The organism is Teichococcus wenyumeiae (genome assembly GCF_003696345.1).
Lineage (GTDB): Bacteria > Pseudomonadota > Alphaproteobacteria > Acetobacterales > Acetobacteraceae > Pseudoroseomonas > Pseudoroseomonas wenyumeiae.
This window is the reverse complement of record NZ_RFLX01000025.1, coordinates 20,145-35,837: the sequence shown is the minus strand read 5'-3', so window position 1 is coordinate 35,837 and position 15,693 is coordinate 20,145. Positions and strand designations below refer to the sequence as shown.

The window sequence follows — 15,693 nt, the reverse complement described above, 5'->3', positions numbered from 1 at the left end:
CTAGTCGACCGTGATATTGGCGGCCTTGATGACCGGCCTCCACAGTTCGATCTCTGTGGCCATGCGGCGCTTCAGATCGGCCGGCGTGCCGCCGAGCGGCGTGAGGCCGAGCTTGGATAGCAGCACCTTCGTGTCTTCCAGGCCGAGATAGGCGTTGCTGTCGGCATTCAGGCGCGTGACGACCTGCTCAGGCATCTTCGCCGGCCCAAGCAGGGAGATCCATCCGGTGGCCTGGTAGTCCGGCACGCCCTGCGCCTGTACCGGCGGCGTTGCCGGCAACTGTGGGATCGCTTCCGCCGCCGTGACGCCAAGCGCGCGCAACGCGCCGGCTTCGACATGCGGCAGATAGGTGGTGACCAGATCCAGCGCCATATCGACCGAGCCGGCGAGAAGGTCGTTGGTCAGCGGCGCGGAACCGCGATAGGGAACGATGTTCATCTGGATGCCGGTGCGGAACATCAGCAGCTCCGCCGCAAGATGGGCGGCCGAGCCCAGCGGCGGCGTTCCGCAATTCACCTTGCCCGGGTTCTTCCTGGCATAGGCGATCAGTTCCTGCACGGTGCGGTAAGGCATCTGGCTGCGCGCGGCGATGACAATCGGCAGTTCCGCCAGCAGTGCGATCGGCGCGAGGTCGGCGACGGGATCGAAGGGCATCGACTTGTACAGCAGCACATTGTTGGTGATTGGCGCATTGGTGGTGATCATGAGCGTGTAGCCATCCGGCGCCGCCCGCGCGACGGTCGCGGCGCCGATATTGCCGTTGGCGCCGGAGCGGTTGTCCACCACCATGGGATGGCCGAAGCGGTCCCCCAGATTGCGGGAGAGCGCGCGCGCCAGGACATCGGTCGAGCCACCAGCGGGCCAGGGCACGATGACGGTGACAGGCCGGTCCGGCCAGCCCTGCGCGAGGGCCGGGCGGGATAGCGCCGCCAGGCCCGCGGCGAGGGCGAGGCCGCCGACGCGCCGGCGTGTGATGGTCGACATCGTTCTTCTCCCCGTATTTGCTTGTTCGTTGGTCAGTTGCCGAAGTAGAGCCGCATCGGCGTGTCTGCGGTGATCAGCCGGCGCGTCGCCGCATCTGGCACCCAGTCATGCAGGTCCGCGATGGTCTGGCCGTAGCTGACGCGGCCCTCGAAGGCCGCGAAGGGCCAGTCGCTGCCCCAGACCAGCCGTTCGCCGCCCGATACGCCCAGCAGGACGCGCGCATAGCTTCGGGCAGCCTCGGGCGACGGCATGCGGAAGCCGCCCGAGAGCTTGACCCAGGTACGGCCGCGTTCCACCGCCGCCAGGATGGCCTTGAAGCCGGGGCAGTTGACGCCGAGGCGTTCGTCAGGCTTGCCGAAATGGTCGATCACCAGCTTCACGCCGGCATCCTCGGTGGCCTTGATGACCTCGGGCAGCGCCTCGCCGCTGGCGAGTGTATGCACATGCCAGTCGAGGTCGCGGACCCGCCGCAGCAACAGCCGGTACTCCGGAGAGCGGAGGTCCGGCGGCTCCGGCACGCGGCGGAAGAACAGCCGGATGCCGACCATGCCATCCGCCTTCATCCGCTCCAGCGTGTACATGTCGGTTTCCGGCCGCACGAAGGCCGTGCCGCGCAGGCGTGGGTGCCGGCGCATGGAGCGGATGACGTAGTCGTTGTACTGGCCATGCAGGCTCGCAGCCGCGATGACGCCGAAGCCGATGCCATGCTGGTCCATCAGCGCGATGAACTGCTCGGCCGAGGCATCCTCGGGCGGATGGTGCCAGGCCCAGGGCGTGAGCGGCATGTCGGTGGTGTAGAGGTGGAAATGCGCGTCCACGAGCGGTGCGTCGGCACCCTGGAGGATTTCGCTCATTCGCGTGGGATTCCTGCCTGTTGGGCGATGCTCTTCCAGAGCGGCACCTCGGCCCGCATGCGGGCCATCAGCACTGCCGGGCCGTCCAGCGGCGTTTCCGCCCTCAGTTCCGCCATGCGGGCCGTCAGCACGGAATCCTGGCGCAGCGGCGCCAGTTCCTGCATCAGGCGCGCCACGGCCTCCTGTGGCATGTCCCGCGGCCCGAACAACCCGAACCAGAGCTGGATGCCGTCATAGCTCGGCACCTCTTCCGAGATCGTGGGCGCATCGGGCGCCATCGGGCTGCGCTGGCGCCCGGCTGTGGCCAGCACCCGCATCCGGCCTGCATTGATATGCGGCAGGGCCTCGATGGGGCTGAGGAAGGCGGCATCCGTCTCCCCCGCCAGCAGCGCCGTCGCGGAGGGGGCGGAGCCGCGATAAGGCACGTGCAGCAGATCCACCTGCGCTCGCGCGCGCAGCAGTTCCCCCGCCAGATGCACGGTGCTGCCGATGCCGGAAGAGGAGAAGCTGACCTTGCCGGGTGCAGCCCGCGCGCGCTCCAGGAAATGTCGCAGGTCCGGGAAGGTGCCGTCGGCGCGGGTGAGAAGCAGGATGGGCGCGACGGCGGTGATGGTGACCGGCGCCAGATCCACCAGAGGATCGAAGCCAGGGTTGAGCTGCAGCGCCGGCAGGATGGCCACCGCCGAGGTGCTGTGCAGCAGCGTGTGCCCATCCGCCGCCTGCGCCACCGCGCGGATGCCGACCGCGCCGCCGGCGCCGGAGCGGTTCTCCACCACAACAGGCTTGCCGAACTGTCGCGACAGGTGGTCCGCGATGATGCGGGCCGGGATATCGGCCGTGCCGCCGGGCGCGAAGGGCACGATGATGCGGACCGGACGGCTCGGCCAGGGTTCCTGCGCCATGGCCGGGGCCGCGAGCAGGCCGAGGCCCGCCGCCAGGATGGAACGGCGCCGGGGCGCGGCGACGAGGCGGCGGGTGTCTGGTGCAGGACCGGGCGGCATAAGCTCCCTCCGCGGCACAGTCATCGTGCCATTGCGATCGAGCCTAACAGTGGCACCGTGGCCATCCAGGGCTTCGGCGATGCATTCCGGAGGGCGGAATTTGGACCGGCTCGGCAGCAGCCCCGGGCGGTGCTGCCGACCCCTGCCCCTCACGTGCCGTCTGGCATCGGGTAGTCGTCGGCGTTCAGCACCCATCCCGGCTTCCTGGAGAAATCCAGGCGCGGCGGGCAGAAGATATCGACCAGCTGGTTCAGCCCATGCGTCTGGGCGCGCGTGGTATGGATGGAAGGCGGCGGGATCACCGCGACGGAGGGCGAGCCGCAGAATTCATGCTGGTCCTCCCGCCAGTGATGCATGTTCGGCGTCCAGGGCCAGCGCAGGTCGTGGATGAACTCGCCGTCCAGCGCCAGCGAGCACTGCTCGAAATCATCATGGTGGTGCGGGGAGAGCTTGGTGATGTCGCGCGGGCGGTCGCGCGGGTCCAGGTAGTTCACCATGAAGGTGGAGCCACGGAAGATGCGGCCGAACCGCCCCGGCTCCACCTGCACGTCCAGCCCGTAGCGCCGGATGCGGTAGCCGTCCTTCGGCGCCGGCCAGGCCGCCAGCGGCGGGATCAGCGGGTTCGGCGTCGCATAGGCATCGCCATTGGGGCAGCGCGCGACAAGGTCCTCCGACAGCGTGGTGAAGAGCCGTACGATCCGCCCGCCGCGCGGGATCTCGATGCTGCTGTCTCCCGGCGGGATGAAGACGACGGCATTGCCGGCGCATTCCTGCCGTTCGCCGCCCGCCGAGACCACGGCGGAGGTGGCGGCATCCGGCAGCAGCAGCACGTATTCGTCAGGCTGCCCGCTGCGCTTGAAACGGGCACCGTCGCGTGCCTCGGTATAGGCGACGACGAAGGTCTGCCCGCGCGCATACCAGGTCCTGCCCTCCGGGCCGTCCTCCTGCGGTGGCGTTTCGTAGAATTTCACGTAGCTGGCTGGCGAGAAGCCGCCTGCCGGCACGGGCTGGCCAGCACTGGGCGGCGCGAGCGCCGCGCGCGGATCCGACTTGTCATACATGGCGGACATTCCTCCTGCATCGGCACCCCGCTTCGGGCATCCGGCCCAGCGGCAGAGCGGGGCTTCGGAGAGGACATGCGCCCGGCCGGGAGGCCGCAGCTTCGGTCTAGGCGAGAGCCCCCTGGCACGCGCGGTCATTCTGGCGCCATTCCGCTGTGCGGAATGCACCGGCTGGCCCGGAGACCTGCCGGGCGGCGCGGTGCTACGGTGTCCGCTGCCAATGTCAGGCGAGGGCAGAGCCGGGGATGCAGATGCAGGTTGTTGAGATACGCGGCCAGGGCGGGCCGGAGGTTCTGCATCTCGCCCAGCGCCCGGTGCCCGCCTGTGGCCCTGGCGAGGTGCTGGTGCAGGTGGCCGCCGCCGGGGTCAACCGGCCGGACGTGCAGCAGCGCAAGGGGCTCTACCCGCCGCCTGCCGGCGTGACCGATATCCCTGGGCTCGATGTCGCGGGCGTGGTGGTGGCCGTGGGGGCGGATGTCGCCTGGCCCCGTATTGGCGACGCGGTCTGCGCGCTGGTGGCGGGCGGCGGCTATGCCGAGTTCTGCCTGGTGCCGGCGCCGCAATGCATGCCGGTGCCGCGCGGCTTCACCTTCGCCCAGGCCGCGACGCTGCCGGAGGTGTTCTTCACCGCCTGGAACAACGTCATCTGGCTGGGCCGGCTGGCCGAGGGCGAGGCCCTGCTGGTGCAGGGCGGCACCAGCGGCGTCGGCCTCGCCGCCATGCAGATCGGCAAGCAGTTGCGCGGCGCCACCGTGCTGGCCACCAGCAGTTCCGCCGCCAAGCAGGCCGTCTGCCGGGAGATGGGCGCCGATGCCGTGGTGGATTACCGCGATGCCGACTGGCCGGAACAGGTGCGCGCCCTGACCGATGGGCGCGGCGTGGACGTGATCCTGGATGGCCAGGGCGGCGACTATACGCCCGTTGAACTGGGATTGCTGGCGCCGGACGGGCGCCTGGTGCTGATCGCCAGCCACCGCGCGCCCAAGGCCGAGATCAGCACGCGCGAGATCTATATCCGCCGCCTGACCCTGACCGGCTCTACGCTGCGCGCCCGCCCGGTCGCCTACAAGGGCCGCATTGCCCGGGAACTGGTGGAGCAGGTCTGGCCGCTGCTGGAGGCCGGGCGCATCCGCACCCATATCTGCGGCGTGCATCCGCTGGCCGATGTGGCGGCGGCCCACGCGGTGCTTGACGCCAATGAGCAGATCGGCAAGCTGGTGCTGACCGTATCCGCCCTCGCGGAAACCGTGCCGGAGCCGCCCGCTTGAGCGATCCGCCTGTCCAGTCCGTGCTGCGCGCCCTGTCGATCCTGAAGGAATTGAACAGGCAGCAGAACACGACCGTCGACCAGTTGCACCGCCGCACGAACCTGCCCAAGCCCACCATCATGCGGCTGCTGGGCACGCTGGCGGCCGCGGGGCTGGTGACGAAGGCGGAGCGCGGCCTCGGCTACCAGGTCACCTCGGATGTCGTCTCGCTGAGCGCGGGTTTCCATGGCGGGCCGCTGGTGGCGGAAGCGGGGCGCCCCTGGGCGGTGGACCTAACGCGCCGGCTGCGCTGGCCGGCCGCCATCACCGTGCCGGCGCATGGGCGCGTCGCGGTCAGCGTCAGCACCGTGGCGGACAGCGCGGTCTCTCCCTTTCATGCTACGGTGGGGGTCAGCTTCAGCATGGTGACCCGTGCCGTCGGCCGCGCCTACCTGGCCTTCTGCCCGGATTCCGAGCGCCGCATCCTGATGCGCATGCTGGCCGCCTCCAGCGACCCGGAGGACAACCCGCCCAATCTGGTCCGCGTGGTGCAGGCGATGATCACCACGGTCCGCCGCCAGGGCTATGCGGAGCGCGACCCTGCGGTGGAGCCGCGTTCCTCCAACACCGTCGCGGTGCCTATCCGGCTCGGCGACACGATCGCGGGCACGATCGGGTTGAGCTATTTCCGCTCCGCCGTCAGCCACGGGATGCTGGTGGGCGAGCTGGTGCCGGCGCTGCACAAGGCAAGCCAGGAGATCACCAGTTCCATGGAGCGGCTGCAGCGCGCGCGGGATGGGCAGGTAACGGCTACCGCGCCCGCCTGCCTGCCGCAGCGGGACGGCATCCCCGCCCAGCATTCCGCAGGGCGGAACGCCGGCATTTAGCCCTCCGGCGTCGCCGGCCCTTCCCCTACCGTCCCAGTGTCAGGGGGAGGGGATGAATGCCCGATCAGCAGCCGGTGTCGCCGCATTGGGGCGTCTTTGTTCCGCCCGGCCTGTCCTGCGACGCGCACTGCCATGTCTTCGGGCCCGGCGACCGTTTCCCATATGCCGAGAGCCGCCGGTACACGCCGGAAGACAAGCCGAAGGAGGTTCTCGCCGCCCTCCATGCCCGGCTGGGGCTGGGCCGAGCCGTCCTGGTCCAGGCGAGCTGCCACGGCACCGACAACCGCGCCATGCTCGACGCGCTGCGATCCGACCCTACGCGCTACCGCGGCGTCGCCATGATCGACGACGAGACGCCGGATGCCACGCTGGCGGAGATGCACGAGGCCGGCGTGCGCGGCATCCGCTTCAACTTCATCAAGGCGCTGGGCGGCGGCCCCGATCTCGCCGTGGTGCGCCGCGCGGCCGACCGCGTGCGCGGCCTGGGCTGGCATGTCGTGCTGCACCTGCAGGGGGATGGCGTGGCGGAGATGGCACCGGCCATCCGCGCGCTGCGCATGCCCGTGGTGATCGACCACATGGGTCGCGTCGATCCGGAGCAGGGCGTGGAGGGCCGTGCCTTCCGCATGCTGCTGGCGCTGCTGGAAGACGAGCGCATCTGGGTGAAGCTCAGTGGTGCCGAGCGCATGGTGCCGGCCCCTTTCACCGCCGCCCTGCCCTTCGCCCGCGCGCTGCTGCGCGCGGCCCCGGACCGGGTGCTCTGGGGCACCGACTTCCCGCACCCCAACCTGGCGGTGCCGGTGGACGAGGCGGAGCTACTTGACCTGGTGCCGCTGATCGCGCCCCGGCCGGAGGACCGGCAGCGCCTGCTGGTCACCAACGCCGCCACCCTCTACGGCTTCGGGGACTGAGCCATGCCTGCCGTTGACAGCCACGCCCATGCCTTCGACCTCTCGCGCCAGGGTTGGGGCGGAGACCGAGGCTTCGACATCCAGCCCAACGAGCTCGGCACCGCGCCGCAATTCCTGCACCTGCTGTCCTGCCACGGCTTCACCCATGGCGTGCTGATCAACCCCCTCGGGGGCTACGGCGCCAACAACACCTACATGCTGGAAGCCATCGCGGCCAGCGGCGGCCGGCTGAAGGGCGTGGCGCTGCTGCCGGACGGCACGCCAGAGGCGGAGGTGCGGCGGATGGTGGATGGCGGCATCGTCGGCATCCGCTTCAACCTGGACTTCCCGACCAGCCCGCCCTTGCTGGGCCCCGCCGGGCAGCGCGCCCTGGCGCAGGCGCGCGAGGCCGGCTGGATCGTGCAGGTCCATTACCATCACGGCGAGTCCATCCTCGCGGCGCTGCCGGTGCTGTGGGCGGCGCGGCTGCCGGTGGTCATCGACCATTGCGGCCGCCCGGACCTTGCCGAAGGCCTCGGCCAAGCGGGTTTCCAGGCGCTGCTGGACTTCGGCCGCAACAGCGATGCGGTGATCAAGCTTTCCGGCGCCTTCCGTATGACCCGGACGGGCTCACCCTACACCGATACCGACCCCTATGTCGCGGCGCTGATCGAAGCCTTCACGCCCGACCGCTGCATCTGGGGCTCCGACTGGCCTTTCCTGCGCGCGAAGGAACGCACCGATTATGGCGCGCTGCTCGCCGCCCTGCACCGCGTCGTGCCGGATGCGGCGGCGCGCGAGAAGCTGCTCTGGACCAACCCGTCCCGGCTCTTCGGCTTTGCGGGCTGATCCACAAGGCATTCGGGGGAAGACGACCATGCTCATCTCACGGCGTGGTGCCTTGTTGGCCGCCGGCATGGCCATGGCAGCGCGCGGAGCGCGGGCCGCGGCCTGGCCCGACCGGCCTATCCGCGTCGTCGTTCCCTATGCGGCCGGCGGTGCCGACCAGTTCATCCGGCCCTTGCAGGACCGCATGATGCAGGCGCTGGGCCAGGCCATCGTCATCGAATCCGTGCCTGGCGGCGGCGGCGCGCTGGGCGCCAACCGCCTGCGCAATGCGGCGCCGGATGGCTACAATCTGCTCTTCGCCGGCACCGGCGCGCTGACAGCGGTGCCGCGCCTGCAGAAGCTCGGCTATTCCATCGCGGATTTCGAGCCGATCGCGAACCTGATCGCCATCCCCTATGTGCTGGCGGCGCGGCGGGATGCCGCCTTCACGGATATGCCGGGCTTTCTGCAGGCGGCGCGCGCGAAGCCGGATGGCCTGACCTATGGCACGCCCGGCGCCGGCAGCACGCCGCACCTGATCGCGGAAGCCATGGCCAAGGCCGCCGGCATCCGGATGCTGCATGTTCCCTACACCGGCGTCTCCACCGCCGTGGTCGCGCTGCTGGCCGGCGACATCGACCTGGTGATGGGCGCGCCGGGCAATATCATGCCGCTGGTGGAGCGCGGGGTGCGGCCCCTGGCGCAGACCGGCGCGGCCCGCATCGCGCCGCTGGCGGATCTGCCGACCCTGCGCGAGGCCGGGCTGCCGGTGGATCTTGTCACGCGCTTCGGCTTCTTCGCGCCCCGCCGCACGGATGGCGCGATCATCGAGCGCCTGTCACGGCTGGTGCTGACCGGCGCCGCCGACCCCGCCTATGTCGAGACCATGCACCGCGGCTTCAACGAAGTGGAGCCGCTGGACAGCGCGCGCTTCCAGGCCTTCCTGGAGGCGGAGGACAAGGCGACAGCGCAGTTGCTGCAAGCGCTGAAGCTGGACTGAGGCGGGGATGCACCACACCACCATGTCCATTCGCTCCGGGGAGCCGCACGATGCCAACCTCACCGCCTGACAACAGCTTCCGCGCCCGGCTCGCCCGCCGCGATATCCTGGCCGGCACCTTCATCAAGACACCCACCCTGCACAGCACCGAGATCCTGGGCCTGATGGGCTTCGACTTCGTGGTGATCGACGAGGAACACTCGCCTTTCGACCGCCAGGCGACGGATGCCGCGCTGTTTGCCGCCAGGGCCACCGGCACGGCAGGCCTTGTGCGGGTGCAGAGCCCGGCGCCGCATCACCTGCTCTCCGTGCTCGATTGCGGCGCGGCGGGCGTGCTGGTGCCGCATGTCGCCAGCGCCGCGCTGGCGGCACAGGTCGCGGCCGCCTGCCGCTACCGGGGCGGCCGGCGCGGCTATTCCGGCTCGGTCCGCGCCGCCGGCTATGGCGGCGGCAAGATGTGGGACTACGTGGACCGTGCCGATGCCGCCACCACCGTGGTCGCGCAGATCGAGGACCCGGAGGCGCTGGACGAGATCGACGCGATCGCCGCGACCGAGGGCATCGACGCGCTCTTCATCGGCCGTGGCGACTTGACCGCCGCCATGGGCGCACCCACCAACGACGCGCCGCCGATCCGCGAAGCCGTCGACCGCATCGCCGCCGCCGCGAAGCGCGCGGGCAAGCCCGTGATGGTCTTCGTGGGCGGCATAGCGGAAGCCAGCTGGCTGCACGGCATCGGCGCCAGCGCCTTTGTTTATTCCTCCGACCAGGGGCTGATGAAGCAGGCGGCGGCCAAGGCGCTGGCCGACCTGCGCGCCCTCTCCCCCCAAGCCCGACAGGACATACCCGCATGACCACCGAAGCCGATCCGGCCCTCGTCCAGTCGCTAATGCAGGGCGCGATCGACCTGCACTGTCACAGCGGCCCTTCCGTGATGGCCCGCGCGCTGAACCATGAGCAGGCGCTGGAACAGGCCGCCGAGGCCGGGATGCGCGCCGTGCTGTTCAAGGACCACTATTATCCGACCGGCCCCTTCGTGGATGTGCTGAAGGAATCCGGCAAGGCCACGCAGGCGGAGCCGGTGGGCAGCATCGTGCTGAACAATGCCGTCGGCGGCATCAATCCCTTCGCCGTGGAGCCCGCGCTGAAATGCGGCGCCAAGGTGGTGTGGATGCCCACGGTTTCCGCCGCCAACCATATCCGCGAAGGTCACCGCAAGTCGCTGCTGCCCACCAAGGGCAAGATGCTGAAGCAGGTCGGACTTTCGGCGGTGGATGCGCGCGGCGACCTGCTGGACAACGTGAAGCAGGTGCTGGACATCATCGCCGAGCATGACGCAGTGCTCTCCTGCGGCCACCTGCACATCAGCGAGGTCTGGCCGCTGTTCGACGAGGCGAAGAAGCGTGGCGTCAACCGCCTGCTGGTGAACCACCCCAGCTACACCGTCGGCGCCACGCTGTCGGACATCAAGGAACTGGTGGGCATGGGCGCCTGGATCGAGCACTCGATCTGCATGTTCATCGCCAACCGCATGAAGGTCTATGACGACGCCTTCCTGAAGCAGATGATCGAGGCCGCGGGCGTGGACCGCACCTTCTTCGGCTCCGACCTCGGGCAAACCAACGCGCCATTGCCGGTAGAGGGCTTCCGGCAGATCATCGGCCTCTGCCTCTCGCTCGGCTACAGCGAGGACGACGTACGCAAGATGGTCAGCACCAATGCCGCGCAACTGGCTGGTATCGGCGCAAACCAGAGTTGATTGAACGACACTAGGAGAAGATCCGGGATGGGCCCCTTCGCCACCTCCAGCCGCAGGCAATGGCTGCTCACCGCGGGACTGCTGCCGCTGGGACTGGCCCAGCCAGCCCGCGCCGCCTGGCCTGACCGTCCGATCCGCCTGATCGTTGCCTATCCGCCGGGCGGCACCGGGGATCTGGTCGGCCGGCTGGTGGCGGAAGGGCTTGGCCGGCGCATCGGCGGCACGGTGGTGGTGGAGAACCAGGGCGGCGCGGGCGGCGTCATCGCCGCCCGGACCGTTAACCGCGCGGTGCCGGACGGCTACACGCTGCTGATGGCCGGCAACGCCATCTTCGCCATTCAGCCGCATCTCGGAGATGTGGGCTTCGATCCGCTGAGAGGCTTCAGCCCTGTGGCCAATATCAGCGAATCCCAGCGTGTGCTGGCCGTGCGCAACGGCTTGCCGGCTGCCAGCCTGGCCGAGCTGGTGGTCTATGGGCAGCAGAATCCAGGCAAGCTGAATTTCGGTTCCTCCGGCATCGGCTCCAGCCTGCATGTGATGACGGAAATGTTCTGCCGCGAGGCCGGCATCCAGGCGGTGCACGTGCCCTTCCGTGGCTCAGCCCCCGGCGTGCAGGCGCTGCTGGCCGGCGACATCGACTTCATGATCGACACGGTGGTCATCCAGTATGTCCAGCAGGGCAAGCTGCGCGGCCTCGCCTCGGTCGCCGAGCACCGGTTGCCGCAACTGCCGGACCTCCCTACCCTTGCGGAAGGGGGCTACCCCAAGGTGCGGACCTCTGGCTGGCAGGCGATCCTGGGGCCACCGGGGATGCCGGCGGATGTCGTGGACAGCCTCGCGGGGCATCTCGAGGCCATGCAGGCCGAGCCTGCCTTCCAGGAAGGCCTCGCGCGCCTCAATGCCGTGCCCAGCTTCCGTGGCCCGGCGCAGTTCAGCATCGACCTTACCGAGGATCACCGCCAGTTCGGCGAGATCATCCGCGCCAGCGGCATCCGCGCCGAATGAGCGCCGAGAGCCTGAACGCCAGGGCCGCCCGCTGGGCCGCCGGCCTGTCGCTTGACCATGTGCCGCCGGAGGTGGTGGAGAGTATGCGGCTGCGCATCCTCGACCTCATCGGCGTCATGCTGGCCGCAAAGCCGCTGCCGCTGGTGCAGGCGGCGAAGCGCGCCGCGATGGCCACCGATCCTGGCGGCGGGGCGGCGATCCTGGGCGACGCCACGCCCGTGTCACCGATGGCGGCGGCCTTCGTGAATGGCGTGATGTCGGCGGTGCTGGAATATGATGACACCCACATCGAGAGCTTCATCCACCCCAACGCTCCTGTTGTCGCGGTAGCTTTTCCGGAAGCGCAGCGCCGGCACCTCTCCGGTCGGCTATTGCTGGAGGCGGCGCTGGTGGGCAGCGAGCTGACATGCCGCCTCGGGCAGATCACGCCGGTGCGGCTGCACACGCTTGGCTTCCACCCGACCGCTGTCTTCGGCGTCTTCGGTGGCGCCTATGCCCTTGGGAAGCTGCGCGGGCTGGCGGCGCCGGTCATCGCCGATGCCATCGGCGCGGCGGGTAGCCTTTCCGCCGGGCTCAATGCCTCCTTTGAGGATGGCAGCTCCACCAAGATGATGCATGTCGGCTTCGCAGCCACCGGCGCGCTGCGCGCGGTGGGGCTGGCGGAACAGGGCATCTCCGGCCCCGCGCCGGTCTTCGAGGGTCGCTTCGGCTGGTTCCGCAGCCATGTCCAGGGCCGCGACGACCTGCGCTTCGAGGCCTTGTGCCGCGACCTGGGCGAGACCTGGGAGGTGCTGAACGTCGCCTCCAAGCTCTATCCCTGCGCCTTCACCATGATGCCGCATATCGAGGCGGCGCTGGTACTGCGCGAAAGGCACGACATCCGGCCGGACCAGATCGCGGGCGTGACCTGCCTGATCGGCCAGCGATCCTTCGCCACCATGTGTGAGCCGGTCGAGGACAAGCGCCGCCCCGCCACCACCTGGCACGGGCGGATCAGCCTGCAGCACACGGTGGCTGAAGCGCTGGTGCGCGGCCGCATGGACAAAGATGCCTATGCCGAGGAAAGCCTGCGCGACCCGGCCATCAACGCCATTGCCGACAGGGTCGTGCATCTCGACGACCCTGCGACCACGCCGCTGCGGTCCGGCGGCACGGTTCGCGTCCGTCTGCATGACGGGCGGGAGGTGGAGCACCGCATCGACGACATGCGCGGCACCCGCCACAACCCGCTGAGCCGGGATGACGTCATCGCCAAGTTCCAGGCCAATACCCGCGACGTGCTGCGCCCGGATGTGGCCGCGCGTACCGTGGAACAGGTGCTGCGGCTGGAGCGGCTGGAGGATACCGCCCCGCTGTTCTCCGCGCTCAGCAGCGGGCCTCAGGCATAGACTACCCCGCAGCCGGGCCCCTCTGGCACCGTGATCACGCCGTCCTGGATGGGCAGCGGCGTGAAAGGGTCGTCGAGGATGTGGTCGTGCTCCGACAGTTCGCAGGCAAAGGGCAGCTTGCGCAGCGAGGCAGCCGCATGGGCCGAGGCCGCCTGCAGCAGCGCCGGGCCGAAGGCCGCGCCCATCCGCGTGGCGATCTGGCCCGCTTCCAGCACGCGCGCCGCCGTGACGAAGTTCCGCACACCGCCCAGTTTGGTCAGCTTCAGGTTCACCACATCGGCCACCCGACCTTCCACCACCCGCAGGGCATCGGCTACGGTCTCCACCGTTTCGTCCGCCTCGATTGGCACGGGCAGGCTGCGCGTGACCAGGGCGAGGCCATCCCAGTCCGCCGCCGGCACGGGCTGCTCGACCATGGCGATGTCGTGCCGCTCCAGATGCCGCCAAGCCGCCAGGAAGCCCTTGGCACTGTAGGATTGGTTGGGATCGAGTGTCAGGGTGATGCCACTGCCGGCTGCGGCGCGCACTTCCGCCACGCGGCGTGCGTCCAGTTCCGCCTCGCCAGAAAGCTTCAGCTTCAGGGTCCGGTAGCCCTTCGCCACCAGGGCGGCCGCGGCGGCGGCCATCTCCGCCGGGGCCTTAATCGGCAGGATGCGGGACTGCGGAATGCGGTCGCGGAACCGCCCGCCCATCAGTGCCGAGAGCGGCAAGCCCGCGCGGCGGGCCAGCAGGTCGTGCAGCGCCATGTCGATCGCCGCCTTGACCGAGCGGTTGCCGACAAGTGTCGCCTCGACCAGATCCAGGATGGCCGCCAGCTCGGCGGGTTCGCGCCCGAGCAGAAGCGGGCGGAGGAACACCAGCGCTGCCTCCGCCCCTGCCCCATGCGTGGTGATGGCAGGCACGGCATGGGCATAGCCAAGGCCGGTGACACCGGCGTCGTCTGTCAGGGCAAGCACCCAGCCCTGCAGCTCCGGCACCGTCGCGCGGGCGAATGTCCAGCCCGGGTCCGCCTGCCGCTGGACGCAAGGGCGCAGTTCCGCTGTCACGATGGGCACCGGTAATTCCTTCCTGTTACTGGACGCGGATGCCGAGATCCCGGATCAGCCGAGCATTGAGCTGATCCTCCTCGGCAAGAGCCTGGGCGAATTGCGCGCGGTCCAGCAGCAGGACCTCGTTGTAGGAGCGCTGCATGGCCTGGGCATACTCGGCGGAACTCGCCGCCCGCAGAAAGGCCCGGCCGAGCTGGTCCAGGATCGCTTCAGGGGTCCGGGGTGGGGCGAGGAAGCCGAAGCGCGTCACCATGTCCACATCCAGCCCCAGTTCCCGCAAGGTCACGAGGTCCGGCAGCGACGCGATGCGCGTCGCGCCGGTCTGCGCCAGCGGCAGGATGCCATGCGCCTCCACCGCCGGCATGATGATGCCAGGAGCGCCCACGACCAGGTCGATATCGCCCGCGAGCAGGGCCGTCAGCGCCGGGGCGATGCCGGGATAAGGCACATGCAGCAGTTTCACCCCCGCCGCGCGCGCCACGGCTTCCCCGGCCAAGTGTGGCGAGCTGCCGATGCCTGGGGAGCCAAAGGTGATGCTCTCAGGCTTGGCACGTGCCTCCGCCAGCACGTCCTCCATGGTGCTGAAACGCGAGCCCCGCCTGCCTGCCAGCATGATGGGAATGGAGACGAGGTTGCAGACCGGCGCAAAATCCGCGGCTGTGTAGGACAGGTTCTGGACGCGTGGCACGATGGTCAGTGCGGCGGTGCCGGCGAACAGCACGGTATAGCCATCCGCGGAGCTCGTGCGGACACGGTTGGCGCCGATGCCGCCGCCACTGCCGGGGACAGAGTCGATCAGGACGGGCTGGCCCAGCGCTTCCGCGAAGCTGTGTTGCAGCACACGGATGTACTGGTCGGTTCCGCCCGCAGCATATGGCACGATGACGCGGATAGCCCGCGTGGGAAAGGACTGCGCTTGCGCGCGCCGGAACGGCAGGCCGAGGCTGCTGGCGATCAACACCTGACGACGGTTCATGAGGAATCCGGCCTTTCCATGCCTGCAGGCGGTCAGTCGTACGCCGCCCTGAGGAGGTTGGCAGCAACCATTCAGCCCCATTCCAGCGTACGGAAGGCTGCCGCCATCATGCACCGAGCAGGAGGCCCGAAGCAGCCTCCCCATCGTTGCTATATGATCAGGTGTGTAATCGGACCCGTGGAAGGGTATTTTTTCGAGAAGCGACATCAAGATGAAGTCGCTGGAAAGCGCCAGGAAGGCGGCATTCGACAGCTGCGACAGGCTGATCGGATTTTCGACCAAACCTTTCGCCGCAATTGCCGCAGAGGCTGGCATCACGCTCGCCTGGGCTTATCCCGGCCAAGAGCTGAGGCCAAAACTCCCGGCTTCAGGAGGAGGCGTGACGCTGGCATCGGTTGTTCCTCCGTCTGATGGGACGAATGCTGGCGACTCTACCCACCAATGGTGGGTGCTTTCCCGAGGTGGTGACACCAATATGTTTCAACCCTGACCAACCCGCCTTCCGTAAATCGGCGAATAGCATACTCGCCGCAGGGGCATGATTTCTGAAGGGACGAGTAGTGGGCGGAGAAGTCTGCTTATGGAGGAGCGCTGCTCCTACGATGCCTGCGCGAGAACAGCGAGGGCAATTGCGGAAAATGATGCAGGAACAGGCGCAGCACCGTTTTGAATCTTCAAGGCCAGTTATTTTGTTTCATTTTGCTCAACCAGACGAAAATCTTTCCGGCATAAACAGTTTTCGTTCCGAAATTAATGGAAACTGT

Annotated in this window: 16 protein-coding genes; 10 read left to right on the top strand and 6 right to left on the bottom strand. The window is 68.9% G+C overall.

Annotation, left to right across the window (positions count from 1 at the left end; all coding sequences use genetic code 11):
• From EBE87_RS21990 to EBE87_RS21975, 4 genes are all read right to left on the bottom strand, one after another.
• Entirely contained in the window at positions 1-984 is a 984-nt protein-coding gene (locus EBE87_RS21990; RefSeq protein WP_120637344.1) for a Bug family tripartite tricarboxylate transporter substrate binding protein, read from the bottom strand.
• A 32-nt stretch (positions 985-1,016) separates the two neighbouring features.
• Positions 1,017-1,838 (bottom strand): amidohydrolase family protein, encoded by an 822-nt coding sequence (locus tag EBE87_RS21985; RefSeq protein ID WP_120637343.1) that lies wholly within the window; start codon positions 1,836-1,838, stop codon positions 1,017-1,019.
• Positions 1,835-2,839, bottom strand: coding sequence for a Bug family tripartite tricarboxylate transporter substrate binding protein (locus EBE87_RS21980; protein ID WP_158600837.1), 1,005 nt, complete (start codon positions 2,837-2,839; stop codon positions 1,835-1,837). The genes EBE87_RS21985 and EBE87_RS21980 overlap by 4 nt, the downstream gene beginning before the upstream one ends.
• 149 nt (positions 2,840-2,988) lie before the next feature.
• A complete protein-coding gene (locus tag EBE87_RS21975) occupies positions 2,989-3,900 on the bottom strand; it encodes a cupin domain-containing protein (protein WP_120637341.1) in 912 nt (303 codons plus the stop codon).
• Between the two features lie 251 nt (positions 3,901-4,151).
• Between EBE87_RS21975 and EBE87_RS21970 the strand changes: the two genes are divergently transcribed.
• Genes EBE87_RS21970 through EBE87_RS21930 form a run of 9 tightly spaced genes read left to right on the top strand, consistent with a single transcriptional unit; the run spans position 4,152 to position 12,904 of the window.
• Positions 4,152-5,168, top strand: coding sequence for an NAD(P)H-quinone oxidoreductase (locus EBE87_RS21970; protein WP_120637355.1), 1,017 nt, complete (start codon positions 4,152-4,154; stop codon positions 5,166-5,168).
• Entirely contained in the window at positions 5,165-6,034 is an 870-nt protein-coding gene (locus EBE87_RS21965; protein ID WP_158600836.1) for a helix-turn-helix domain-containing protein, read from the top strand. Before EBE87_RS21970 ends, EBE87_RS21965 begins: the two co-directional genes overlap by 4 nt.
• 56 nt (positions 6,035-6,090) lie before the next feature.
• The gene (locus tag EBE87_RS21960; RefSeq protein WP_120637339.1) at positions 6,091-6,945 is read left to right on the top strand and encodes an amidohydrolase family protein; all 855 of its coding nucleotides are present in this window, start codon (positions 6,091-6,093) and stop codon (positions 6,943-6,945) included.
• 3 nt (positions 6,946-6,948) lie between these two features.
• The gene (locus tag EBE87_RS21955) at positions 6,949-7,773 is read left to right on the top strand and encodes an amidohydrolase family protein (protein WP_120637338.1); all 825 of its coding nucleotides are present in this window, start codon (positions 6,949-6,951) and stop codon (positions 7,771-7,773) included.
• Positions 7,774-7,801: 28 nt separating this feature from the next.
• Entirely contained in the window at positions 7,802-8,752 is a 951-nt protein-coding gene (locus EBE87_RS21950) for a tripartite tricarboxylate transporter substrate binding protein (protein WP_158600835.1), read from the top strand.
• A 50-nt stretch (positions 8,753-8,802) separates the two neighbouring features.
• Positions 8,803-9,606: an HpcH/HpaI aldolase family protein gene (locus EBE87_RS21945; protein WP_120637336.1), complete on the top strand. Its 804-nt coding sequence runs from the start codon at positions 8,803-8,805 to the stop codon at positions 9,604-9,606.
• Positions 9,603-10,511: a DUF6282 family protein gene (locus EBE87_RS21940; protein WP_120637335.1), complete on the top strand. Its 909-nt coding sequence runs from the start codon at positions 9,603-9,605 to the stop codon at positions 10,509-10,511. Before EBE87_RS21945 ends, EBE87_RS21940 begins: the two co-directional genes overlap by 4 nt.
• 27 nt (positions 10,512-10,538) lie before the next feature.
• Positions 10,539-11,516: a Bug family tripartite tricarboxylate transporter substrate binding protein gene (locus EBE87_RS21935; protein ID WP_120637334.1), complete on the top strand. Its 978-nt coding sequence runs from the start codon at positions 10,539-10,541 to the stop codon at positions 11,514-11,516.
• Positions 11,513-12,904 (top strand): MmgE/PrpD family protein, encoded by a 1,392-nt coding sequence (locus tag EBE87_RS21930; RefSeq protein ID WP_120637333.1) that lies wholly within the window; start codon positions 11,513-11,515, stop codon positions 12,902-12,904. Before EBE87_RS21935 ends, EBE87_RS21930 begins: the two co-directional genes overlap by 4 nt.
• On the opposite strand, the gene EBE87_RS21925 is transcribed toward EBE87_RS21930, so the two are convergent.
• On the bottom strand, positions 12,895-13,959 hold the full coding sequence (locus EBE87_RS21925) for a mandelate racemase/muconate lactonizing enzyme family protein (RefSeq protein WP_120637332.1): 1,065 nt from the start codon (positions 13,957-13,959) through the stop codon (positions 12,895-12,897). The genes EBE87_RS21930 and EBE87_RS21925 overlap by 10 nt on opposite strands.
• 16 nt (positions 13,960-13,975) lie before the next feature.
• Positions 13,976-14,929, bottom strand: coding sequence for a Bug family tripartite tricarboxylate transporter substrate binding protein (locus EBE87_RS21920; protein WP_158600834.1), 954 nt, complete (start codon positions 14,927-14,929; stop codon positions 13,976-13,978).
• Between the two features lie 211 nt (positions 14,930-15,140).
• Here EBE87_RS21920 and EBE87_RS29130 point away from each other — a divergent pair, with 211 nt between their 5' ends.
• Positions 15,141-15,419, top strand: coding sequence for a hypothetical protein (locus EBE87_RS29130; RefSeq protein WP_158600833.1), 279 nt, complete (start codon positions 15,141-15,143; stop codon positions 15,417-15,419).
• Positions 15,420-15,693: the final 274 nt, after the last annotated feature.